This window comes from Bartonella queenslandensis, assembly GCF_018155095.1.
GTDB classification, from domain to species: Bacteria; Pseudomonadota; Alphaproteobacteria; order Rhizobiales; family Rhizobiaceae; genus Bartonella; species Bartonella queenslandensis_B.
Genome location: NZ_NAAI01000006.1, coordinates 36,267 through 57,136, shown reverse-complemented (window position 1 = coordinate 57,136; position 20,870 = coordinate 36,267). Strand labels below are relative to the sequence as shown.

Annotated in this window: 26 protein-coding genes; 21 read left to right on the top strand and 5 right to left on the bottom strand. The window is 39.6% G+C overall.

Translation table 11 applies throughout. The annotated features are described in order from the left end of the window. Positions 1–127 precede the first annotated feature (127 nt). From B5V81_RS05405 to B5V81_RS09105, 14 genes are all read left to right on the top strand, one after another. Positions 128–757, top strand: coding sequence for an isochorismatase family protein (locus tag B5V81_RS05405; RefSeq protein WP_212112458.1), 630 nt, complete (start codon positions 128–130; stop codon positions 755–757). Further along, a complete protein-coding gene (locus B5V81_RS05400; RefSeq protein WP_212112457.1) occupies positions 750–2,195 on the top strand; it encodes a chorismate-binding protein in 1,446 nt (481 codons plus the stop codon). Before B5V81_RS05405 ends, B5V81_RS05400 begins: the two co-directional genes overlap by 8 nt. Next, positions 2,120–2,656 (top strand): aminodeoxychorismate/anthranilate synthase component II, encoded by a 537-nt coding sequence (locus B5V81_RS05395; RefSeq protein WP_212112586.1) that lies wholly within the window; start codon positions 2,120–2,122, stop codon positions 2,654–2,656. The genes B5V81_RS05400 and B5V81_RS05395 overlap by 76 nt, the downstream gene beginning before the upstream one ends. Positions 2,657–2,658: 2 nt before the next feature. Continuing rightward, positions 2,659–3,522, top strand: a complete 864-nt coding sequence (locus tag B5V81_RS05390; RefSeq protein ID WP_212112456.1) for a PhzF family phenazine biosynthesis protein — start codon at positions 2,659–2,661, stop codon at positions 3,520–3,522. A gap of 142 nt (positions 3,523–3,664) precedes the next feature. After that, a complete protein-coding gene (locus B5V81_RS05385; RefSeq protein WP_212112455.1) occupies positions 3,665–4,192 on the top strand; it encodes a pyridoxine 5'-phosphate oxidase C-terminal domain-containing protein in 528 nt (175 codons plus the stop codon). A gap of 13 nt (positions 4,193–4,205) precedes the next feature. Then, a complete protein-coding gene (locus B5V81_RS05380; protein WP_212112454.1) occupies positions 4,206–5,273 on the top strand; it encodes a hypothetical protein in 1,068 nt (355 codons plus the stop codon). Then, a complete protein-coding gene (locus tag B5V81_RS05375; protein WP_212112453.1) occupies positions 5,273–6,694 on the top strand; it encodes an aldehyde dehydrogenase family protein in 1,422 nt (473 codons plus the stop codon). Before B5V81_RS05380 ends, B5V81_RS05375 begins: the two co-directional genes overlap by 1 nt. Before the next feature lie 57 nt (positions 6,695–6,751). Further along, entirely contained in the window at positions 6,752–7,441 is a 690-nt protein-coding gene (locus tag B5V81_RS05370; RefSeq protein ID WP_212112452.1) for a class I SAM-dependent methyltransferase, read from the top strand. A 15-nt stretch (positions 7,442–7,456) separates the two neighbouring features. Continuing rightward, positions 7,457–8,857, top strand: coding sequence for an MFS transporter (locus B5V81_RS05365; protein ID WP_212112451.1), 1,401 nt, complete (start codon positions 7,457–7,459; stop codon positions 8,855–8,857). 24 nt (positions 8,858–8,881) lie between these two features. Continuing rightward, complete coding sequence (locus tag B5V81_RS05360) at positions 8,882–9,673, top strand: SDR family NAD(P)-dependent oxidoreductase (protein WP_212112450.1); 792 nt, start codon at positions 8,882–8,884, stop codon at positions 9,671–9,673. A 148-nt stretch (positions 9,674–9,821) separates the two neighbouring features. Next, positions 9,822–10,823 carry an acyl-CoA dehydrogenase family protein gene (locus tag B5V81_RS05355; RefSeq protein WP_212112449.1) on the top strand — a complete coding sequence of 334 codons (1,002 nt, stop codon included), beginning with the start codon at positions 9,822–9,824 and terminating at the stop codon, positions 10,821–10,823. Between the two features lie 70 nt (positions 10,824–10,893). Further along, complete coding sequence (locus B5V81_RS05350) at positions 10,894–12,378, top strand: AMP-binding protein (protein ID WP_212112448.1); 1,485 nt, start codon at positions 10,894–10,896, stop codon at positions 12,376–12,378. Beyond that, the gene (locus B5V81_RS05345) at positions 12,368–12,607 is read left to right on the top strand and encodes a phosphopantetheine-binding protein (protein WP_212112447.1); all 240 of its coding nucleotides are present in this window, start codon (positions 12,368–12,370) and stop codon (positions 12,605–12,607) included. Before B5V81_RS05350 ends, B5V81_RS05345 begins: the two co-directional genes overlap by 11 nt. Before the next feature lie 50 nt (positions 12,608–12,657). Then, the gene (locus B5V81_RS09105; protein WP_212112446.1) at positions 12,658–13,632 is read left to right on the top strand and encodes a 3-oxoacyl-[acyl-carrier-protein] synthase III C-terminal domain-containing protein; all 975 of its coding nucleotides are present in this window, start codon (positions 12,658–12,660) and stop codon (positions 13,630–13,632) included. A gap of 641 nt (positions 13,633–14,273) precedes the next feature. On the opposite strand, the gene B5V81_RS05335 is transcribed toward B5V81_RS09105, so the two are convergent. Together B5V81_RS05335 and relB are read right to left on the bottom strand one after the other, a co-directional pair. After that, a complete protein-coding gene (locus B5V81_RS05335) occupies positions 14,274–14,561 on the bottom strand; it encodes a type II toxin-antitoxin system RelE/ParE family toxin (RefSeq protein ID WP_212112445.1) in 288 nt (95 codons plus the stop codon). Then, positions 14,561–14,752: a type II toxin-antitoxin system RelB family antitoxin gene (gene relB, locus B5V81_RS05330; protein WP_212112444.1), complete on the bottom strand. Its 192-nt coding sequence runs from the start codon at positions 14,750–14,752 to the stop codon at positions 14,561–14,563. Before relB ends, B5V81_RS05335 begins: the two co-directional genes overlap by 1 nt. A gap of 136 nt (positions 14,753–14,888) precedes the next feature. Between relB and B5V81_RS05325 the strand changes: the two genes are divergently transcribed. The 4 genes from B5V81_RS05325 to B5V81_RS05310 all read left to right on the top strand — a co-directional run bounded on the left by B5V81_RS05325 (position 14,889) and on the right by B5V81_RS05310 (position 16,596). Continuing rightward, entirely contained in the window at positions 14,889–15,071 is a 183-nt protein-coding gene (locus tag B5V81_RS05325; RefSeq protein WP_439330051.1) for a recombinase family protein, read from the top strand. Between the two features lie 136 nt (positions 15,072–15,207). After that, on the top strand, positions 15,208–15,513 hold the full coding sequence (locus B5V81_RS05320; RefSeq protein ID WP_212112443.1) for a hypothetical protein: 306 nt from the start codon (positions 15,208–15,210) through the stop codon (positions 15,511–15,513). A gap of 37 nt (positions 15,514–15,550) precedes the next feature. Further along, positions 15,551–16,054: a hypothetical protein gene (locus B5V81_RS05315; protein ID WP_342356085.1), complete on the top strand. Its 504-nt coding sequence runs from the start codon at positions 15,551–15,553 to the stop codon at positions 16,052–16,054. A gap of 74 nt (positions 16,055–16,128) precedes the next feature. Continuing rightward, the gene (locus B5V81_RS05310; RefSeq protein WP_212112441.1) at positions 16,129–16,596 is read left to right on the top strand and encodes a hypothetical protein; all 468 of its coding nucleotides are present in this window, start codon (positions 16,129–16,131) and stop codon (positions 16,594–16,596) included. An 87-nt stretch (positions 16,597–16,683) separates the two neighbouring features. Here the strand turns inward: B5V81_RS05310 and B5V81_RS05305 are convergent, their stop codons facing one another. After that, positions 16,684–16,848 carry a hypothetical protein gene (locus tag B5V81_RS05305; RefSeq protein WP_212112440.1) on the bottom strand — a complete coding sequence of 55 codons (165 nt, stop codon included), beginning with the start codon at positions 16,846–16,848 and terminating at the stop codon, positions 16,684–16,686. Positions 16,849–17,990: 1,142 nt separating this feature from the next. Between B5V81_RS05305 and B5V81_RS08840 the strand changes: the two genes are divergently transcribed. The 3 genes from B5V81_RS08840 to B5V81_RS08830 all read left to right on the top strand — a co-directional run bounded on the left by B5V81_RS08840 (position 17,991) and on the right by B5V81_RS08830 (position 19,743). Beyond that, entirely contained in the window at positions 17,991–18,164 is a 174-nt protein-coding gene (locus tag B5V81_RS08840; protein ID WP_244979393.1) for a hypothetical protein, read from the top strand. Between the two features lie 551 nt (positions 18,165–18,715). Beyond that, positions 18,716–19,357 carry a helix-turn-helix domain-containing protein gene (locus B5V81_RS08835; protein WP_244979392.1) on the top strand — a complete coding sequence of 214 codons (642 nt, stop codon included), beginning with the start codon at positions 18,716–18,718 and terminating at the stop codon, positions 19,355–19,357. Beyond that, complete coding sequence (locus B5V81_RS08830) at positions 19,333–19,743, top strand: hypothetical protein (RefSeq protein ID WP_244979391.1); 411 nt, start codon at positions 19,333–19,335, stop codon at positions 19,741–19,743. Before B5V81_RS08835 ends, B5V81_RS08830 begins: the two co-directional genes overlap by 25 nt. Positions 19,744–19,828: 85 nt before the next feature. Here B5V81_RS08830 and B5V81_RS05290 read toward each other — a convergent pair whose 3' ends face one another. Both B5V81_RS05290 and B5V81_RS05285 read right to left on the bottom strand, forming a co-directional pair. Then, complete coding sequence (locus tag B5V81_RS05290; protein ID WP_212112439.1) at positions 19,829–20,281, bottom strand: hypothetical protein; 453 nt, start codon at positions 20,279–20,281, stop codon at positions 19,829–19,831. A gap of 3 nt (positions 20,282–20,284) precedes the next feature. Further along, positions 20,285–20,623, bottom strand: a complete 339-nt coding sequence (locus B5V81_RS05285; protein ID WP_212112438.1) for an ElaB/YgaM/YqjD family protein — start codon at positions 20,621–20,623, stop codon at positions 20,285–20,287. Positions 20,624–20,870: the final 247 nt, after the last annotated feature.

Below are 20,870 nucleotides of genomic sequence, written 5' to 3'. Positions count from 1 at the left end.
TTGTGTCGGATGCTACGTTAGATCTAACTTACTGGTGTGCGAATTGTAGGGCAGTGTTTGGTGGTGTCTATAATACTTTAATAATATATTTTTAGTTTAAGTTATTTAGGTATAGCGGGGTAATATTATGCATAGAACATTGGAATCTGAATCTTATTGTTTTGGAGAACTGACTATCCCTGTTAAGCAGCCATTATGCTGGACTATAGAACCAGATTACTGTGCGGTGTTAGTTCACGATATGCAGAGTTATTTTGTTCATGCTCTGCCTGATAGTTCTGCGGTGCCAGTCATTTGTTCGATCGCAAAAATTTTAAAATGGGCGAGAAAAAAACATGTTCCAGTATTTTATAGTGCACAACCTGGTGGGATGACGCCGCAAGAGCGTGGTTTGCTTAATGATCTATGGGGGCCAGGCATGCGTACCACAGAAGAAGATCGCAAGATTATTGCTGAGCTTGCGCCTTGTCCAGAGGATACACTATTAACCAAGTGGCGTTATAGCGCGTTTTATAAATCTTCTTTAGCTGAGAGATTGGAAGAACGTCAGTGTAATTCTCTGATAATTACGGGAATTTATGCTTCGGTGGGAATTTTTGCCACTGCAGTTGAGGCTTTTACTCGAGATATTAAACCATTTGTGATTGCAGATGCGGTTGCTGATTTTTCTCTTGTTGGTCATCAACAAACTATAGATTACCTGGCAAACAACTGCGCTCGAGTGCTTTCAGTTAACGAGGTAACAAAATATGAGTGATTTGTTAGCAAAAATTGTGGCGCAACCTGAACAGCCTTTTGCCTTACTATATCGCCCAGATGTGTCAACCGAGAAACTTGAAGTGCTACAGTTATTGAGAGGGGAAACACATTCCCTGCAGGAGGCACTTTCCACTAAATTTACTGACAGTCATGAAAAACTAATTCTAGTGCCATTTTGTCAGGTGGCACGACGTGGTTATCAGGCAGTAGACGATAAAACTCCCATTCTTAATATGCCTGTTATTAGTCGCCAATGGGTGCCATTACCACAGGCACTCAATCTATTGCCGAACACACCAATCATAGTTCGAGACACACATTTTAACCTTGACGATATTCAGTTCGGTCAGCGAGTTAAAAATCTAGTTACTCACGAAATTGGTGAAGGTTTAGGTTCTAATTTTGTGCTTCACCGTAAATTGCACACTAGGCTGGTTGACTACCACTCTGCTCAACTTTTTAGTCTATATCGACGGCTTTTACAAACCGAAGTATCGGCGTACTGGTGTTTTCTGATTAGTACTGGAGAGCAGGCTTTTGTTGGCGCCTCACCAGAGCTACAGGTTTCGCTTCGGGATGGTGAAGTTTGCATGAATCCGATCAGCGGCACATTCAAATATCCGAAACAAGGTTTAATGATTGATCAACTTCGCCAGTTTCTTAATAATTTAAAGGAAATCAATGAGCTCCATATGGTAGTTGATGAAGAATTAAAAGTGATGTCGAAGTTATGCGCACTCGGAGCACAAGTTAGCGATTTGCATCTTAAGCAGTTGAGTCAAATTATTCATACCGAATACTTTCTGCGGGGTAGAACATGTTTTAGTGTGCTAGATGTCTTGCGCGAAACATTACCTGCACCAACGGTTACCGGTAGCCCTGTTCAGCAAGCTTGCGAAGTAATTGCGCGTTATGAACCGGAAGGGCGTCGATATTATAGCGGTGTGGTGGCTTTGGTTGATAATTCGCTTGAGTCCTCTAAATTAGATTCTGCGATTTGCATACGTACTGCGGAAATATCTGCAGATGGTAAAGTAGAGATTGGCGTGGGTGCAACCATAGTGCGAGACTCCGAGCCGGAAAAGGAAGCGGAAGAGACACGAATTAAGGCGCAAGCACTCTACACCGCGCTTACTCAAGATTCTACCCTGCTTGCGGATAAAAAAACGGAAGTTGTCCCAATTAGCGAAGATTTAAACAATCATCGACTTATTCAGCCTGTTCTAGTCCGTCGAAATAACAACATTTCGCAGTTTTGGCTTGCTAATCCGCAACAACGTTACCAACGTCAGTACCCCTTTGCACACAAAAAGATCTTGATTCTTGATGGCAATGACACTTTTACTGCCATGCTTCAAACATTGTTCAGCGCACTGGGGGCTTTGCTCATGTTGAAAAGGTCCAGAGCAGGGTCAATCTGCAAGGATGGGACTTAATTGTTGCAGGTCCTGGCCCTGGTAATCCGCTCGACAGTGATGACAAACGTGTTAACGCTATGCGCGAAGCCATTATACATATGAAGACAATTCAGCAACCATTCTTTGCAGTTTGCCTTAGTCATCAGTTGCTTTGTTTGGAATTTGGTTTGCCTATTATCCGTCTTTCTCCTCCAAACCAAGGAGTTCAAAAAACTATAATGCTTGATGAGCATGAGGAAACCGTAGGCTTTTATAACACTTTCTGTGCTGAAGCTAATGCTCAGGAAGTGTTTGCTTTGCAGCAACAAGGAATTACTCTTTATAGTGAGAGAGGAAGGGACCAAGTGCATGCACTACGAGCTCCAACATTCGCGTCTGTTCAGTTTCATATAGAATCCATACTAACTATTGATGGGCCAAGGATTCTGGATAGTTTTGTAACCCCTCTTTTACAAAAAAACTATTCAGAAGTGGTATAGTAATGGGAAAATCATCTATTGAGTATAGCGTATTAAATGCTTTCACCAGTTCGCCTTTAGAAGGAAATCCAGTAGCTGTTTTTTATGAGTCTGAAACATTTTCGGAGTCAGTGATGCAGGGTTTGGCGCGTCAGCTACAATTATCTGAAAGTACATTTATTAGTAAAAAGGCTCATAAAGGAGAGGCCCGCGTGCGTATTTTTACACCGGTTAATGAGTTGCCTTTTGCTGGGCATCCGTTGATGGGCACCGCCAGTGCATTTTCTCGCCGTTACGGGCTTAAAGCATTTATTTTCCATACCGATATCGGAGCAGTGAAAGTGTCTGTGGAACATCAAAGTACCACCTTAAGTACGGTTAAAATTGACGTTCCGATTGCCAAAAAAATACCTTTTAGCGCAGAAAAATACCTTCTGAAAGCTCTCGGACTAAAGCACAGTGTATTACCGGTGGTAATGTATGATGCAGGCGCTAGACATGTGCTTATTTCCGTAGACTGTGTTACGACATTGCATACTCTACGTCCTAACCATGAGATGTTAGCCGAATTAGAGAATCTAGCCGTGAATTGTTTTACATGGGATGGAACTCGAGTAGAAAATCGCATGTTTTCACCAGCTTATGGAGTAAAAGAAGATGCAGGAACTGGATCTGTTGTTGGTCCAATAGCTTTACATTTACTAAAATGTGGACAACTAAAAACTAATGAACGTTTAATAATTGAACAAGGAATTTTGCTAAACCGTCGTTGTGTGATGTATGGCGAGATTAAGGAAGAAGGCGAAAAAATAAGTCATGTTGAGCTATCTGGCCAAGTAAAATTGTTTTCAGATTGCTGCGCTTGGCTACAAGGAAGTTGTAACTGACGTATTAAATAATTCCTATTGTCTAATTGAAGGAATAAAAATGAATAGACTTGAATCTCTGAGCGGCATGATAGATTTACCTTTTCTTCAGTATGAGAACCCACCTGCTGCGCCATATAACATCTTAACCAGCTGGTTACAGTTGGCTCACGAAAAGAAGATTCGTGAACCAGATGCTTGGACAGTTGCTAGCCATAACAATAGTGGTATAGTGTCCATGCGTACAATTTTTCCTGTACACTTAGATGGCGAGAAAATGTGGTGTGCCACGCATATTTGTAGCCGTAAAAGTTTAGATTTTTGTGCCACTAAAACCGCTTCTTGCCACATTTATTGGCGTGAACTAGGGCGCCAAGTCAGCTTGACTGGTGATGTTGCGCTGTTGCCTGATCATGTTGCCGAGCAGATATGGCAAAGCCGAAGCGCAGCCTATGATCCTGTCTCAATTGTTTCTCATCAGAGTAAACCACTCCACGATTTTCATGCTATGTTAACCAGTATCCTTGAATTGCAAAATACAGGGAAACTACCTCGCCCGGAGCGTTTTGTGGTATGGGAAATTACTTTTAACAGCTATGAGTTCTGGTCTGCTGCGGCTTCGCGTATTCATAAACGACTATTTTATACACGCACGGATGATGGATGGAAATATGAAAAATTACAGCCCTGATATAGAAACTCTTATGCAAACAGTTGCCACTGGGGACAGCAACAAATTTGTGCAGATCTTGATGCGTTGGCACTTTTCGCCAGAAACTGGTTGTGATTTTTGGTTAGATATGCGGGGGAGTTTAAATTTTGATCCTCTCTCTGCTGTCAATACGCTGAATGATCTTAAATTGTTTACTGATATCTCAGGTCAATTGCGCCACGTCCCAGTTTCACAATTGATACCCCGCGGTATACCCCAACATTTTGTACCCCGTGTTTATGAAAGTGGAGGCACTACTGGTACTCCAAAATATGTAGTTGCTTATGATGAGTGGATCAAAGCACTGATCACTTGGCGTACATCTGGTTATCAGCATCGTCTAGAACGTCCTACAGGTAATACGCTTGCTGCTATTCCTACTGGACCACATATAGTTGGTGCAATTAATAGAGAACGGGCCGAACAACTGGGCGGTTTGTTTTTTTCTATTGATATTGATCCTCGGTGGGTAAAAAGATTGCTTAGCGAAGGAGATACAATTGGCGTGCGGCGTTATACTCAACATCTAGCACAGCAAGTGCAGAATACGTTATTTACTCAGGACATACGTTTTCTTGTGACCACGCTTCCCATACTTCGTGAACTATTAAAGCAACAAGATGTGGTAATGCAAATGAAGCATTCACTAGCCCAAATCACTCTGGGTGGGACAGAATTGAATCTGGATGAAGTGAAGTTTATTGCTAGCGAAATTCTACCTAAATGTGAGTTCAGCGCGAGCTACGGCAGCACTTCTGCGTTAGCCGTTTCGCGTTCTCTACTTATTACACTTGAGAGTGAGCATATTATCTATGATAGTTTTTCTCCTTTCATTCATTATGAGGTAGTAGATAGTTATACGCGGCAACTAGTAGAGTACGGTGAGCGAGGAACTGTGATTGTTACTCATTTGTCACCATATGCTTTTTATCCTCGGGTGGTGGAACGGGACACTGCCATCAGGTTACCTGGAGTATCGGGATATGTAGGTGACCGACTGGCAGATATTAAACCGCAATTAATAAGCGAGGGACGACCCGTGATTGAGGGCATTTATTGATGTCTGATGCTGTTCAAAAAAAACATTATTCTGGTGAGAATGTTCTTCCCATAATTAAGGCTATTACGCCATTACGCAATCAAATTTTTGGCCAACGTAAGGTTATCTATGATATCGCGGAAAAACCTGTGGCAATGCTGGTGCAAGCACCAGCAGCCTTCGCACACTACTTGATAACGCACTTGCGTCATGCTCCAGAACTTAGTGAGGTTGCTCGCGAAGAGGCATTGAGGCGGGCAGGCGAGCTTTTTACGGAGTCCACTCTTTGCGGGCTAACGCTAGCAGAGTATAACACACAAGTGAGCGCATTAACGGGGCTGCCACAGCAAGTAATCGAAAATGCTAGCACTAAAATAGCAGAGGCTACTTCTCAGGCGTTAGCATTTGCTTGGTTAGGCATATCCCGTGGCGTATCAAGGGAAACTGATGCTGAGGCGTTGAGTTTGGGCTGTGCACAGAGTGTACGACGTGGAGATGTCTTAGCAGTAGTTACACCCGGTAATGGCACTGGTGTGCATGCGCTCTGGCCACAAGCTGTAGCGTTAGGATATCGCGTAGTTCTACGACCGTCGGAACGTGAGCCGCTAACCGCACAGCGGCTGGTTGCAGCTATGGTTGCTGCTGGGCTAAAGCAATATGTAGCGTTATTGCCTTGTGATCACGAGGTAGTGGATGCCATGACGGAAAGTGCAGATCTCAGTCTGCTGTATGGTGGCGATACTACTGTGACACACTTTTCTTTTCGCAACGATGTATTGGTACAAGGCCCTGGGCGTTCAAAAATTATTATCGGCGCTGACTATCGACAGGAAGATGCTTTGCAACTTGTTTTTGAATCGGTAGTTGGGTTAGGCGGTGCAGCCTGTGTTTGTGCCAGTAGCATCTTGGTAGAGGGTGACGCCGAAAGCTTCGCGCAGGCGTTCTACCACTGGTGTTCATGGAAATTACGAGATGAAATACAGCGCAACATTTGGTTGACGCGTTTGTCTTCTCAACGTTTCAGCTGGTGGCGGGCGCAGTCAGAAAAATATGCCCAGTTTTTAATAGAAGAGCCACAAGTTTTTAATGCGGCCGACAACACATATCAGGTCACGCCCCTTGTGATGCTGGCGCCATCAATGACTGACTCGTTAATGCAGTTGGAACTACCTGTTCCCGCAGTAACGTTTGCTTCTTTTAATCGAAGCGACGATCTTAATACGCTTGCTCCAGCTCTCGTGATAACAGTTGCATCGGGTGATATACAATTAATTGAGCGTATAAGAAAGATACCTACCGTAAGCAACCTTTATATCGGTCAGATACCTACGGTGTGGATGCATCCGCAAGTTCCTCATGATGGATATTTAGCTGAATTTCTAATGATAACACGTGGGCATCGCGTTAGAGCGCCGGATGCTATTAGCACAGGAATAACCTAATTTGCTTCCATTTATTTACTTTGAATCATATAAAGATAGCTAAGGCGATGTAATACAATGAACAAAATCAATAACAATGAGTACGAGCAAGCTGATTTTCAAGGTGTATACAAAGGAAAAAGTCTGCTAACAAGTGCCGAGATAAAATCGGTGCCGTGGGATATAGGTCACGCACAGCCTGTGGTTTGCACTATATTAGACCAAGCAGAATCGGGTAAGTTACTTGATGTAGGATGTGGACTCGGGCATAATGCTGAAGCTGCAGCGCAGAGAGGTTTTCAAGTTACAGCAATTGATAGTGCAGCTGTTGCAATTATGTGCTGCAAAAAGAGCATGAAAGGTGATATTCGCTTTCTCGTAAGGGATGTATGTGCTACAAAACTGGATGAATCTTTTGATCTAATTCTTGATTCAGCTCTATATCATGCTATTCCTTTTAATACACGTATTCCCTATCTGCAAGAGATGAGAAGACTTTCTCACAATGAAACACGCTTGCATATAATCACTTTTGCTCCTGCAAAATATGGCATGCCGTTACCACTCGCAATTCAACTTTCAGAAATTTGTTACAATGCGGAAGCTACAGGGTGGAGTATTAATTCCGTATCGAGAGTGGAATATAAAGGTAATGCAGATGCTATTACGGATTTTTGTGAAAGGAAAAATCTAATTATATTAACTGATAATGCTGGTTTTACTCGCTTACCATGCTGGCATGTGGTGTTACAGGTTTTATCCCAATAAATAGGAAATTTTGTTTTGAAAAAAAAAGTTGCATTCTTTGGTCTCTGTCTTGGTTTTTTTGTTGTGATGATGGATACCACAACAGTGCCACTTATTTATACCACAATAATTAGAAAATATGAGGTTTCGCCGGGGAGCGCTGCTTGGATAAATAACGCTTATTTAATTATCTACGCCGGTTTTTTACTTTTAGGCGGCCGAGTAGGTGATGCATTTAATCGCCGTGTAGTACTTAGCAGCGCTTTGGTGATTTTAGCAATAGGTGCATTAATTAGTGGTTTGGGACAGACGTTATTACATGTGATAGCCGGACGAGCTATCATGGGAATTGGGGCTGGATTATTAGCGCCGCAAAGTATGGCATTTATTTCTATCCTTTTTGCCAAAGGTGGGCGGGGCGCTGCTTTGGGTATTTGGGGAGCAGTAGCCGGAATTGCCACAGCGACTGGACCGGTCATCACACAGGCTATTTTACAAGTTGCAGACTGGCGTTGGGTGATGTGGATTAATATTCCCATCGCGTTACTAGCGCTTTTACTTGCTTTTAGCTGTTTGCCTACTGTTACGGGAAATGGGGCTAAAACAATAGAGCTTGTGATTAGTGGGTTATCGGGACTCGCTTTGATTGCAATCGTGTTGGGCTTAGAGTTTTTGAGCAATGGTGGCGCTGCAGCACTGGTAGGTAGCATTTTTTTTCTGTTAGGTATCTTAGTAATGGTTTTGATTATCCGGTATGATTTGAAATACGATACACACTACTTGCTATCTCCAGATCTTTGGCGGGATCGTCCTTTTCTTCGTGCCTGTCTTATATCTGGGTTACTTGGATTTAGTTTAACAGCCTTTTATTTGCCGTTGGCATTTTTATTTGAACTGCGGATGTTGTTTGGTCCAGTAGAAATTAGCTTTGCTATGATTACTATAGCTTTAGTTAATGCGATTGTGGGACCGTTTGCTGGCTACTTTTCAGACAAAATCGTACCGGAAATCATCGTCCGTGTAGGAATGGGTTGTTTTGCCCTTGCCACGTTAATTATCGGTAGTGCCGGGTTTGTTAGCTTTAGCGTAAATAGTGGATTTATCATTATAATAGCGGGCATGTTGCTGGCGGGGATTGGTACTGGTCTAGCTTTCGCACCGTTGGCAAATATCGCCTTTGGGCGCGCTTCTTTCACTACTGTTGGGCGAGCCGCGGCGTTCTTTAATGTGATACGTCAAGTGATGAGTGCACTAGGTAGCGTGATAGTTGCCCTGTTGTTTGATCATTTGGTCAGATTTTATCGTATTTCTACGGAAAGTTTGGCACTAAATCTAACATCATCCGCGGTAGCTTTTGCAGCATTTTGTTGCTTCATGCTTATAGCCTTCTGCTTAAGTTTGGGGGCGTGGCTCTCACGCAGTCAGAAAATTATCTAAATTCGTTATTGGAGAATAGAAATAATGAATACTTGGCTTATTAGTGGTTGTTCAAGCGGTTTAGGGCGTTGTTGGACGGACGCAATTATTCGTGAGCGGGAGGGGCGCGTGATTGGTGTTACCCGTTCTTTTAAGGTTGCACGAGAGATGGAAAATCTCTACAAAGGTAACTTTATCCCTTGCGTCGCAGATGTGCGTGATGAGCAATATTTGGCGGTTATATTACCAAAATTGGCACAAAAAGTAGGAACCCCCAGTCGAATAGTTGCGGCCGCCGGATATGCCCAATTTGGAACCCTAGAGGATCTCTCTACAGAACATCTGCGACAGCAGTTTGCCACAAATGTAGAAGGAACATTGAATATAATTAAACCAATGTTGCCGCTGATGCGGCAATTGACAGAAGCACGTATTCTTTTGGTTTCTAGTATGAGTGGTTTGGCGTGTTGGCCATTACTAGGAGCGTATCAGATGAGTAAATATGCAATTGAAGCGATGGGGCAAACGTTACGCTTAGAATTGGACGACACAGCCATACAAGTTGGAATTATACAGCCGGGCCCTTACCGTACAGGCTGGGCCACAACTTCTGCTCAACGTCAGGCAATTTCCGCAGCCTACAACTGTGAAACTCTAAGCAAACGAGCGATGTGCGGTTTTAACATTGAGGAACCACAAGCCAGTCTCCCTTTTTTTTGGAAAATGTTTGATACCCCTACGATGCCGGTAATGCTCGCTACTTCATCAGTATTTGTTGATTTTCTCTGTACGCAAATACAAGAAAAAATTCATATGTGGAGGACTGCTTTTGATTAAACCAAAAAAATGTTTTCAGTGCTGGCATGAACCGATTGCCGTCTTATTGTCTAGTTGGGCTGAAAAGAAGCAGCAAGATCAACAGGTATCCGGTGCAGTTGAAGCACTACAAAAATCCGCTTTATTACGTATTCTCGATGAAAGTAGTTTGCAACCCGCAGGCACGATAAGTGAATTAGTAGTCGTATGCCGTGAACTGGGAAAAACTGATGCATCACTGGGTTGGCTGGTTAGTGTAGCTAATTCTGCTTGGTTAATGCGCGCCAATTTTTGTCTATCAGATGCGGTCTGTACTGATATGAACGTAAATTCCATGATAGCTATGGTCTTAGGGCGTCCAGGTAGCTTGCAGCGCTCCTCTTCAGGGGATGGATGGTTGTTGAGTGGTATATGGAAATATGCCTCTGGATATCCTTATTCTTCGTATTTTTTTTGCTTGGCTGAAACTATAGAGGAAAATGTCCAAGTCGTTCTAGTACCCTCTCATCAGCTAAAAGTAGTGGATGAGTGGAGATCTATAGGGCTGATTGCTACTCAAAGCGTAACTATACAGGCGGAGAATATCCATATTCCAGATTCTTTTGTTACGCCATATGACCCCGTGTTAGCTGGTCTTACCGCATCCTATCCTAGCAGTGGCCTCTCTTATGTGCGCTACTTCACTGGTGTACTGATGAATTGTCTTCCAGCTACATTGTTAGGAGCAACAGAGAGTGCTTTAGCATTGGTATTAGAGGAGTTTGGTGTGCCTATAACTGGTAGTACTTACAGCTCTATGTACTCCTCTGGACCGGCGCGTTATGAGATAGGACGCCTTTGTTCTGTACTCGATCTACATATACGAGCTGCAGAATACAATGCTAGTGTTATTGATACAGCGGCGTATGAGGGGCGAACGTTGACAGTGGGTGAGCGGGTTGCAATACGTGGGCGAGCAACACAAATTATGCGTGGTTGCGTCGATATAGTACAAGATTTATTATGGTTACGCGGCTCTTCATCTTTTGAAAAAGGTAACCCGCTAGAAAAAATCTGGCGGGATATAAACGTAGGAGCTCGACACGGCGGCTTCGCCAAATTGGTGCCTGAAGAATTGGTTGGGCTGATGGCCTTAGGAGATGATCCTGCTTCTTTGACACGGATGTTTTAATACGCATACTGAGGAGCTGTACGATGATAGTTAGTTAGCTGAAATAATATGCAAAAGTGAGAGAAGAATAATGATACGACAAGCAAAGAACAGCAGGGTCAAAACAAAGTTAGCATTTCTCAATCCAGTTTTGATCCGCATCTTAAGTGATAGCCCAGATTCATTAGCAGTATGGGATGGCTATAACCAGTTAACATATAAGCAAATGTTTGATAGCGCTTGGCAAATTGTAAAGCAATTTAAAGAAGTTGGGTTGGGTGCTGGACAGCGTTTAGCTTTAGATAGCTGCCGTTCTAGCGAGCTCTATGTAATGGTACTAGCCTGTTTACTATCTGGAATTTCCTTTATATCGGTGCCGGCTACCATGTCAGCTAACCAAAAGTATCAATTTACAATTCGCAGCAGGTGTATAGGTATCTGTTCTGATTTGACAGAGTTTAGTGAGCTACAAAGCGTTAAGGTCGGTGTGTGGCAATTATGGTTAATTCCTGAGAATGAAAGTTGTGATATTTCTGCTGACGAAGTCTATTGTGTTCGTACCTCCGGTACCACCGGCGATCCTAAGCTGGTGCCGATTCACGTGGAGCAGTTAAACGCATTTTTGCAAAACTGCCACAAAGAGCTGGCAATTCCTACAGGACTAACTTGGTCATGGTTTCATGATCTCTCTTTTGATTTTTCTATCTGGGAATTGTTTGGGACACTTAGTCACGGTGGTTGTCTCGTAGTGATTAATGAAAAGGCAAAACGTGATCCAACTTTAGCGTGGACGATATTAAAAAAATGCCAAGTACATCTATTATCAGTAACACCTTCAGAATTTCGCTATTTGTTCGTTTACAGAACCTTGCAGCAGTTTAATGAGCTGATGCTACAAAAAATAGTACTTTGTGGAGAAAAGTTGACCACTAACACTATACTCCCCTTTTTTGATATTCTAGACGAATGCAAAGTGCAACTGATAAATACTTATGGTCCTTCAGAAGCAACAGTTTTTTGTTCTGCTTGGTTTATAAGTAATAAAGACTTTGTTTACGATACGGTGCCAATTGGAAAACCTTTTTCGGATATGAGCTTTTCTCTTGAAGATAAAATAACGGAGCAAACCGGTAATCTGAAATTAGAAGGAGTTCAAGTATTTTTAGGATATGATGGATTAAAGCCTTTAGATTCAGGGTATTTAACCGGAGATATTTGCCGATGCGATGATAATGGTATTTGGCATTTTATGAGGCGCAGCGGAGGGTATTACAAAATTAATGGTTTTCGTGTTGATCCGCTAGAGATTGAGAAATTTTTACAATCTATTTTTGGCGTTTGTGAAGCGGTAGTTTGGCTGGAAGAGAAAGCAGAAGGACCAGCAATGCTTATAGCTTGCGTAAACGTAATGAGTGGTATTACTTTGACTACGCGCGAGCTGAGAAGCGCTAGCATAAAACTATCGCCGTGGCTACGCCCTTCCCGTTATATAATTATTCCGCAAAGCGAGTGGCCAATGAGTTCTCGCGGTAAAACTGATCGTGAAGAAATAAAAAGGAGGTACTATGACGCATGATGAAGTTGAATTATCGCCATTAGTGGCAGAAATAAAAAACTTATTGAAAGAAAACGATGTCAGACTGAGTGATAATTTCATTGAGCTAGGGGGAAACTCGCTTTTGGCAATGGCAATAGTTGAAAAGCTGCAAAGATGTAATGGAATAAAAATTGATTTAGCGCAGTTACTCAGTAAGCAGATCGGCGAGGTTAAACTTTCTTTTTTTAAACAGTTAGATGCAGAATGAAAATTTTAAGCATAGAACATACCTTATTGCAAAGAGCGAGCCTAAATCATGTGACGCATCCCAATGGCTTGCAAATAGACGCACTAAAACGAGCGGGTTATAACTATTTCTGGACTAGTCGGCAGAGCGTAAGAGAAATGGCTGCATTTGCTGCACGAAAAGCTCTAGAAAAAGCCAATATTCAAGAAAAAGATATAGGATTTATTGTTGCTGGATTTTCTGGTATACCTGATTTTATTGGTATTGATTTTGCCTGTCAGGTAGGGAGCGAATTACATTGTCAATGGATTCGTACAGTTAATTTAATCGAAGGATGCGGTAGCGCCGTTACAGTTTGGAGGCAAGCTGCTTTACTTGCAGCTGAATTGGCTGTAGGAAAAAAGGGGTTAGTGGTGCTGGCTCAGCGCATCAGTGATAAACACCAAGACCGTTTTGGTTTGATGAATGCCGTATTGAGTGATGGTGCAGTGGTTGCAGTGGTCGGAAACTCTGTTCGAGGAAAAGGGCAGGGTGGATTTAGATATATCGCTGTGGAGGATATTTCTGACTGTCGCTACGTTGATATGATGCGCATTGAATATGGTGGGGGATTTTTGCCGCTATTACCTAAAGAGCGAGATAGCCGATATGATAAGTTGGGGCGTGAAAGGATGATGGAAAACTATCGTTTTTCTTCAGCAGATTTAATAGCCTTTTTGAATCTACGTATAGAAAATAGCGTGAATATTATTCGGAATATTATAGCAAAAAGTAATAAACGGCATGGCATACCCTTTTTACTCCATACCCTTGAAGGCATACAGAGCATTGAAAAATTGTGTCTGCGCACCGATATACCCATTGAAAAAAGTAACCTTAGCCTATTGGCAGAGTTAGGACATGTTGGTTGCGTCGATCCTTTACTATCGCTTCAGATTCTGACAGAACGCGGCGTAATCCAATTAGGCGATGAGGTTGTAATGAGTACTATATCTACCGGATTGAAATGGGGAGCTGCTCTTTTTAGATACGAAGGTGAGCTATAATCAGCATTGGAATATTTAGAGTAAGAAAAAATAAAATTAGATTGTCATACGCGCCCAGCAGAAGCAGGTTGGGGTACCGTGTTAAGTGATTTGAGGGTAGCACTTCAAAGACCTAGTAAACAGATAAATCATATCCTTAGTGGTAAGGTCTAGAAATCGGTATTATGGTTCTGTCAGCGGGCAGCTTTTTGCCTGCCTATCTCACTTCTCCTTAATCTCTATTTTTTCTCATTGCTACTGAGTATACAGGTATTTTTTGGCGTTATTTGTTTGATTTACATCGCGCCTAGTTGTTGTTCAATTTCGCGGATTTTTTTGAGTTTATTGGCTTAGTTGTTCTAAGTTTTCGATAACTGTTGATGTTGGAAATTGGAGAGATGGATCTTTAAGAAAAAATTTAATCACGTTCACTAGTGATTTTGAGAATTTCTCAGATACCAAAAGAAGAACCAATTATAGGAGAAAACTTAGCTGTTAACAACAGGTCACTTCGTCCTGGTTATAATTTCAATGTCATGGTAGCAAAAGATATTATTTTATCTGCTTGTCAAGGTCATCCAATTGTTACACTTCCTTTTTTTGTTGATATATCAGTATAAAAATAGTCTCTTAGCGTTTGATAGGCAATAACTTTTTAAAAGTCAGGTTGGGATTGAAAATTCACGGCAAACATGTACTACAGAGGTGATTTCTATTTGTTTTTCAGTTACTCTGTACAATATAAGATAATTTTGATGTGCTAAAATTTCTTGTAATCTCGGCACTCTCTCATTTTGGCGGTATAAGTATGGATGTTTAGCTAATGGTAGTGCAGAATCTCCTAAAAGCTTCTTCATTTGTTGTGCAACAGGCGCACTTTCATAAACAATGTAAGTTAAAATTTTATTTAAATTATCGCGAGCACAAGCTAACCAGATAGTGAGTAACATTAGGACTTCTTTTTTTCAGCTTCAATTTGGTCTATTATATTATCCATTTCAGCCATAGCTTCGTCGTGTGAGATAGCAGGATGAGGATTTGCAAGGCTAACTCTTAACTTTTCACGCAACCACGCGGTATAATTCGTTTCCTCTTCCACGGTTTCAAATTCTGAAATTAGCGGAGAAAGAATAGTCTTCATGGTAGTCTTCCCTTTTTATTCTCTCTATTAAATGTAATTACTCTTAGTTGTGTTGTCAATTTCAACTCATTAAGAACAGTTGTTTTTATCCGTCCTGTGGTAGAAGTTTGGATTTTAGGACAAATAGTAAGTTAATATGTCTCAAATTTTAGCTGCTGTAGCAGAAGCTGAATGTGCACGTATTTTGGAGCGTACCAATGAAGGACGAAATGCTGCTATGAAAGCAGATATTGTGAAATTTGGACGAAAACCTCATCCAAAAACAGAACTGGTGAGATCATTGATTAAACAAGGAGTGCCATTCAAAATAATCAAGTAAAAAACAGATGTTTCTCGTTCTACTTATTTCAGGCTGAAAAAGTAGGCTTATATAAAGGAGCCATAAGTATTTTGATTGATCAGATTCAACCATTAGATTAGTATTTAAATATAATAATATATACAAGGAGTTTTCTATGGAAAAGAAATTACCAAAAAGTTATATGACTGATGCTGAACGTGAGGAATTACGAGTAGGCGGTTTAGATCAAGACTGTATCTACCTTGCTGAATCAGAAGCAGCAGATCATGCTGGTGATGACAAAGCAGCATGGGAGTGGTTAGCAATGGCTGATTTACCAGCTCACACACTCTTATTTCTTAGATCTCAAAATGGAGCGCAATTTATACGTGATATGGGATTTTCTACAAAGAATGCGGATGAGGAATATGGTCCAGATTGGTTAGACAAAGGCGTTATGATAGGAGGTCATTATTTCTAAAGAATTAGAACGGATTTTGTCTCGCGAAGAAGGCTATGTGAAAAAAATCAATGATACATTAGCCTCTAAGAGATTATGTGATATACGAAATAATTTGTGTACACATATTCGTAACGTTGGAAAGAGGGGGGATTTATCATCGCTTCTTGATATGGAGCGTAGCATAATAAAAAGTGACTTGTTTCGGTATTCCAATAGTAAGGCAATGTCAAATAGCCTTAAAACGGCATTGACTGAAATAGATGTTGTTAAAAAGCATGTTGTGCTTGTTGGTGATCCTGTCCAATATAAGGTGATAAATGAGGCTTATAGTTTATCCAAAAATCGGAAAGGTGGTTTGCCTTATGACGAAGCACGACAAGCAATGGCATCTCACTATACGCGTTTGGGAAATCTTGACAAAGCTCGTTTAACATCAGTTGAAAAATCAATCATTGATGTGCGAAGAGATAATATGAAGGTAATGCGAAAACTTTATGAAAAAATGCAAGCTAAAGCTATTGGTATAGATCTTTCACGCGATAAAGGCCATTCTCTTTAAGAAAACAGGCGTAAGATTCTTATTTTCCAAACATGAGAGATTTTGCTGATATGACTTTAAAAGGTGCTGGACATATGGCTTCTTTTTGTATTCCAGGAATGGAAAATGCAGCAAATCTTAGTCTTAATTCTCCACCGACACCACCGGAATATAACGATATCCAATTTTATACTGGTAATAAATCTCAGTCCGGTGAATTTAAAACAGACCTTAGTCTTAATTCTCCACCTACACCACCAGAATATAACGATATCCAATTTTATACTGGTAATAAATCTCAGTCCGGTGAATTTAAAACAGACCTTAGTCTTAATTCTCCACCTACACCACCAGAATATAACGATATCCAATTTTATAGTGGTAATAAATTTCAGTCCGGTGAATTTAAAACAGATCTTAGTCTTAATTCTCCACCTACACCACTAGAATATAACGATATCCAATTTTATACTGGTAATAAAGCTCAGTCCGGTGAATTTAAAACAGATAATATTTCTGAAAATACAATTTCTGGAGCAGAATCTACAATAGATAAAAACTAAAGAAGCTATGGTTTTCTTTTTAAGAAAGAGATAGTAACTTCTTTAGTTAGAGTTCGTACTCATATTTTATTGTCATAGGGCGTTTTTTTAAAATGCATGTCCCCGATCTGTATCTGGCGATTTTGTCTCAAAAAACTTTTTAGCTTGTTCTTCTTGTTGTGCTTGACGTTTTTCCTCTTCACTTTTACCACAGCCCGTAAGGCTTAATCCTATAGTTAATATAGCCATACATATTAAAATCAGTTTTTGCATTTTATCCCTCTTTAAATATCATAGGTATTAATAGTATTGTCCAATACACAAAGTAGTTCTTTATTGTATCAAAATACATGTTCAGTGATCATGATTGCTCGTTTTTTAATGAGTATTGTGAATGCAAGAATGCGTTAATAATTATTGTAAATATCTTATAAGTCTCTCATAATAAAACATGAGAAGAAAAGATCCAAAACTTGTCATAAACAACAGAATCATAGGATAGGTTAATGATATTGACCAACCTATTAATAATGCCATAATAGGAATTATAGTAAATCCTACAAACCCTATAATTGTTATAACGCTTAGTATTAATCTTAATGGAGCACGAAGCCATAAAAGAAAAAGGAACAATCCCTTTTTACCTATCTGTATTGTTGTCATCAATATCCCCCCTCTAATATTATGATTGATTAAGTCTCACAATATGCATATAATGATAAGCGATATATGCATATAATGATAAGCGATACAAGTCATATTTTTGTAAAATCTTCGAGATCTGTTTGATATTCATTAGATGAAATATCTGATTTGGTAGAAGATAGTTCTATTTTATCTCCTTTGAATAATAGAATTGGATTAACCCAATATTGATTAGGTGAGTTTAGTTTTAAAATCCCTTTGTTTGTGAGTTTTTTTAACCACTATAAAATGTTCTATCGGTTATATCCAGTTTTTGTTCATTAACTCCTCCCTCATACTAGACAAGAGTGAGGCTCCCGTCATGGTTTCCTTTATTGGTATGATATGTTTGCAAAGCTAAGACAAGAGCCCTATACTCAGTGCGAGATAGATCAAAGATTGCTTGAATCTCGGCAGTAAATACCTTTATGAAATTTTTTTCATCTTCTTTCTCAATTACGTGAATTGTAGGTAGATCAATTATTTCGTCAGTATCTGGATTTATCAGTTTTTGCTTGATAATATGTGTTTAATAACCTGATTACCAGTACAAATTTCAAGTTCATTGAGGAAAGGATTTTTATATGGAGAATACCATTTCTGTCGCAACTTAATTTCTTTCATTTGAATATCCATCTGCCTACGGAAATATTTTTTTTCATAAAAATATAAAAATAAATTTGGCAATAACCGAATAATCATTTCTTATATCAAAGAAAACTTTTTTATATATGGCAATTAAGTTAGCACAAATGACCGTTAGTATATCAACTAAACCAAGAAAGCAAACCGTTAGGTACGATCAGTGTCCTTTCATGGATGGCAATAAGGACTCAGAAGAGAAGATCATTATTAATGTTGCGCTCATGTTTGAGCTCAAAGCAGCAGGAATAAAAGTTTTTTAGTTTTGGTTTGGATACTCCGGAGCAGATTAATTTGCACTGATACAGTAGTTTTGGATAAAGCTGTTTTGAAAATGTTTCTTGCGTCTCAAGATAAGAAACTGGCATTATCATAAACAACCTTTTTATGTGGTGTAGCTGAGTTAGAAAAAGCTGGTATTATTGCTAAACAAAAACATAGAGCTTGGTATCTTATCAATCCAAATTTTGTTTTTACGGCATGCGTGTTCTTTTCACAAACGATACTGGATTGAAAAATAGAGATACGGAAACCTAATTTTAACTATGTTAAAATTTTTATTCTTTTCAGTACAGTTGCACTTTGACTTATTGTGTAATGTCGTGAGTCTACTCAAATAGAGGGAAAACACAATGACAGAAAAATAAAAACCCAACTGCGACAACAGAAGGGTTTCTAAAATACCTATACGGTGAATTAAATCCTAAAAATTTCTTCTAATTTAATTTATCGTGATGCATTCTGCAAGAGAAATTTTGTAGAAAAAGGGTGTTTTTTACATTTTTTTGCCTCTTATAGAGAGGTTGCAACAATTATGGTTAATAAAATTTCTGGAAGAAAGTTAAGTGAACATCATATAGAATATAGAAAATTAGCTGAAACTGCTGAAATTGGTTCCGTGAGTCGGGGGCAATTAATTGGACTGGCTAGAAAATTAGAGATGGCTGGTTTTATACGAGAGACAGAAGCAAAACTTCTCTTGCCTTTATTGAATACAGCTTCGACGTCTTCATTTGAAAAAGGTGGAGTTCCTATCGTTTTTAAAAGCAATTACTGTCTTGGTAATGAAATTTGCCGTAGTGAATCACGCGTGAGTATATTGCTTTCACGTCTTTATGATTGTGGTCTTATTGTCATGCGGGATTCTGGTAATTTTAAACGCTATTCATCGCGAAGCCGTAGTCATGGAATTATAACAGCTTGTGGGATTGATTTACGTATTCTTGTTGCTCGATACGACGAACTTAAACAAAAAATTAATGAAGTTCTAGAGGCTAAGAGCAAACAAAAGGATGTTTTGCATTTTTTTAGGGGTTGGTGCGACAAATTAAAGCTTCTTACGCATCAATTGAATCTACTCCATTTACATCCTTGCTTTTTTCTAGAATGCAAAAAATTATTCATATTATTGGTCGCCCAGTCAAAGCTTCAGTGGAAAAATTGCATAAGGCAATAGATCTTTTTCAGTGGATTTTAGAGGGCTTTTTTAAGCAAAAAACATCAAAAACAAAATACAGGCATTTTGCTGACGAAATGCATATAGAATATACAACCTCTAATCTAATTAGTAACTGTAACGAAAGTGAATGTTTAAACTCTAACGAAAATAATCAAAATATAGAGAAAATCGAAAAGACAAAAATAGCTTATGAAAAAATAGAAAAAGGCAAAACTGAAAATACATTACCTTCAAAAAACAGTAAATCGCTTCAAATCAAACCAGAACTTTTAGCACAAGCTTTGCCTAATGTTACTATGTTCATGAAACATGGATTGCAATCCGAAAGGGATTTGATAGGCTCTATGGAATTTTTAGCCAAAATGAAGGGAATTTCTTCTTAAGCCCTTGAAGAAATTAAAAAAATGACCAAAAAGTGCTTTCTTTTACAATAAAAGAAAGCACTTGGGGGGGATTAGAGTCATAGTCTCACATATTTTCATCTGAAAAGCGGTCTTTTTTATCTTTTTTCCACAGAAAATAAGTTGCTAGTCCGAGAATGGGGACACTCAATTTGGCAAAAGGAAGATGTTGACTGAGAACGGTAAGGCTGGAAACGGTTGCATCTGTCATCAATTTGTGGCGTTGTTCTGCGGTCTTTTTTTGTTGGTCATAGCGTTGATAAGCCTTAAGAACCCGATTGATAATAAGACTTAAGAACCCAAGAAAAAGCCAAATTAAAAACATGATACTGGCGGCGGTAAGAGGCTTTACAACAGTACATAACGAAAGAAAACCGATAACACATAAAAAAAGCAAAGCCATAAAAAATGAAATACCAATAAACCCACAGCAAATGGCTTGAAGGCGCACTTGCTTGACTCTGCTTTTAAGTCCTCCACCGACAAGATGGTTTAAAAGAGGTGCGATAAATTTATGCATTGTTTAACGACGCAATAATTGAGAAAGAATAAAACCAACACCTGCCGCAAACAAAACACTTTTACCAGGATTTTTGCGAACGCATTGATTCATGGTTTGTTCAAGTTCACTGATTTTATCTTTTGCCTGAGACATGATGTCTTCACTGCTCTCTTTCGCGGAGTGGTACAGCTTTTCTGCTTTATCTTTGGCGGCATTGAATTTTTTGGCACCAAGATCTGTCAGTGCTGAGGTCATATCTGAAATTTCATGGCGTAACGTTTCTAACTGTCCTTGGAGCTCATTTTGTAGGTCCTTTTCTGCGGTTGTTTTATTCTTTTGTGTTGTTTTATTATTGGCCATGATGTTTTTTCCCTCTCTTGTATATCTGTGTTGATATTTTGTTGGTGTGTTCATCGTAATCATTTGCATTGGAGTGAAAATTTTTACTGCTTGGGTAACGCTCAAAGCTTTTTGGGGTTCCCTTCATTTTGTCGAATTTAAAATTATTTTTGATAAAATAAATTTCACCTATAATTTCGTCTATAAGATGTAATTGGGCTTATAAGATTGGATTTTGTCGGTAAAGGACCCTCGTTGTTGAAATTAA

Coding starts and splice junctions, on each gene's coding strand:
- B5V81_RS05285 (WP_212112438.1), bottom strand. CDS start 20,623: ATGGCCAATAATAAAACAACACAAAAGAATAAAACAACCGCAGAAAAG.
- B5V81_RS05405 (WP_212112458.1), top strand. CDS start 128: ATGCATAGAACATTGGAATCTGAATCTTATTGTTTTGGAGAACTGACT.
- B5V81_RS05305 (WP_212112440.1), bottom strand. CDS start 16,848: ATGCAAAAACTGATTTTAATATGTATGGCTATATTAACTATAGGATTA.
- B5V81_RS05390 (WP_212112456.1), top strand. CDS start 2,659: ATGGGAAAATCATCTATTGAGTATAGCGTATTAAATGCTTTCACCAGT.
- B5V81_RS05375 (WP_212112453.1), top strand. CDS start 5,273: ATGTCTGATGCTGTTCAAAAAAAACATTATTCTGGTGAGAATGTTCTT.
- B5V81_RS05400 (WP_212112457.1), top strand. CDS start 750: ATGAGTGATTTGTTAGCAAAAATTGTGGCGCAACCTGAACAGCCTTTT.
- B5V81_RS05290 (WP_212112439.1), bottom strand. CDS start 20,281: ATGCATAAATTTATCGCACCTCTTTTAAACCATCTTGTCGGTGGAGGA.
- B5V81_RS05360 (WP_212112450.1), top strand. CDS start 8,882: ATGAATACTTGGCTTATTAGTGGTTGTTCAAGCGGTTTAGGGCGTTGT.
- B5V81_RS05370 (WP_212112452.1), top strand. CDS start 6,752: ATGAACAAAATCAATAACAATGAGTACGAGCAAGCTGATTTTCAAGGT.
- B5V81_RS08835 (WP_244979392.1), top strand. CDS start 18,716: ATGGTTAATAAAATTTCTGGAAGAAAGTTAAGTGAACATCATATAGAA.
- B5V81_RS05345 (WP_212112447.1), top strand. CDS start 12,368: ATGACGCATGATGAAGTTGAATTATCGCCATTAGTGGCAGAAATAAAA.
- B5V81_RS05335 (WP_212112445.1), bottom strand. CDS start 14,561: ATGTTACTCACTATCTGGTTAGCTTGTGCTCGCGATAATTTAAATAAA.
- B5V81_RS08840 (WP_244979393.1), top strand. CDS start 17,991: ATGGCAATTAAGTTAGCACAAATGACCGTTAGTATATCAACTAAACCA.
- relB (WP_212112444.1), bottom strand. CDS start 14,752: ATGAAGACTATTCTTTCTCCGCTAATTTCAGAATTTGAAACCGTGGAA.
- B5V81_RS05310 (WP_212112441.1), top strand. CDS start 16,129: ATGGCTTCTTTTTGTATTCCAGGAATGGAAAATGCAGCAAATCTTAGT.
- B5V81_RS05320 (WP_212112443.1), top strand. CDS start 15,208: ATGGAAAAGAAATTACCAAAAAGTTATATGACTGATGCTGAACGTGAG.
- B5V81_RS05380 (WP_212112454.1), top strand. CDS start 4,206: ATGCAAACAGTTGCCACTGGGGACAGCAACAAATTTGTGCAGATCTTG.
- B5V81_RS05325 (WP_439330051.1), top strand. CDS start 14,889: ATGTCTCAAATTTTAGCTGCTGTAGCAGAAGCTGAATGTGCACGTATT.
- B5V81_RS05350 (WP_212112448.1), top strand. CDS start 10,894: ATGATACGACAAGCAAAGAACAGCAGGGTCAAAACAAAGTTAGCATTT.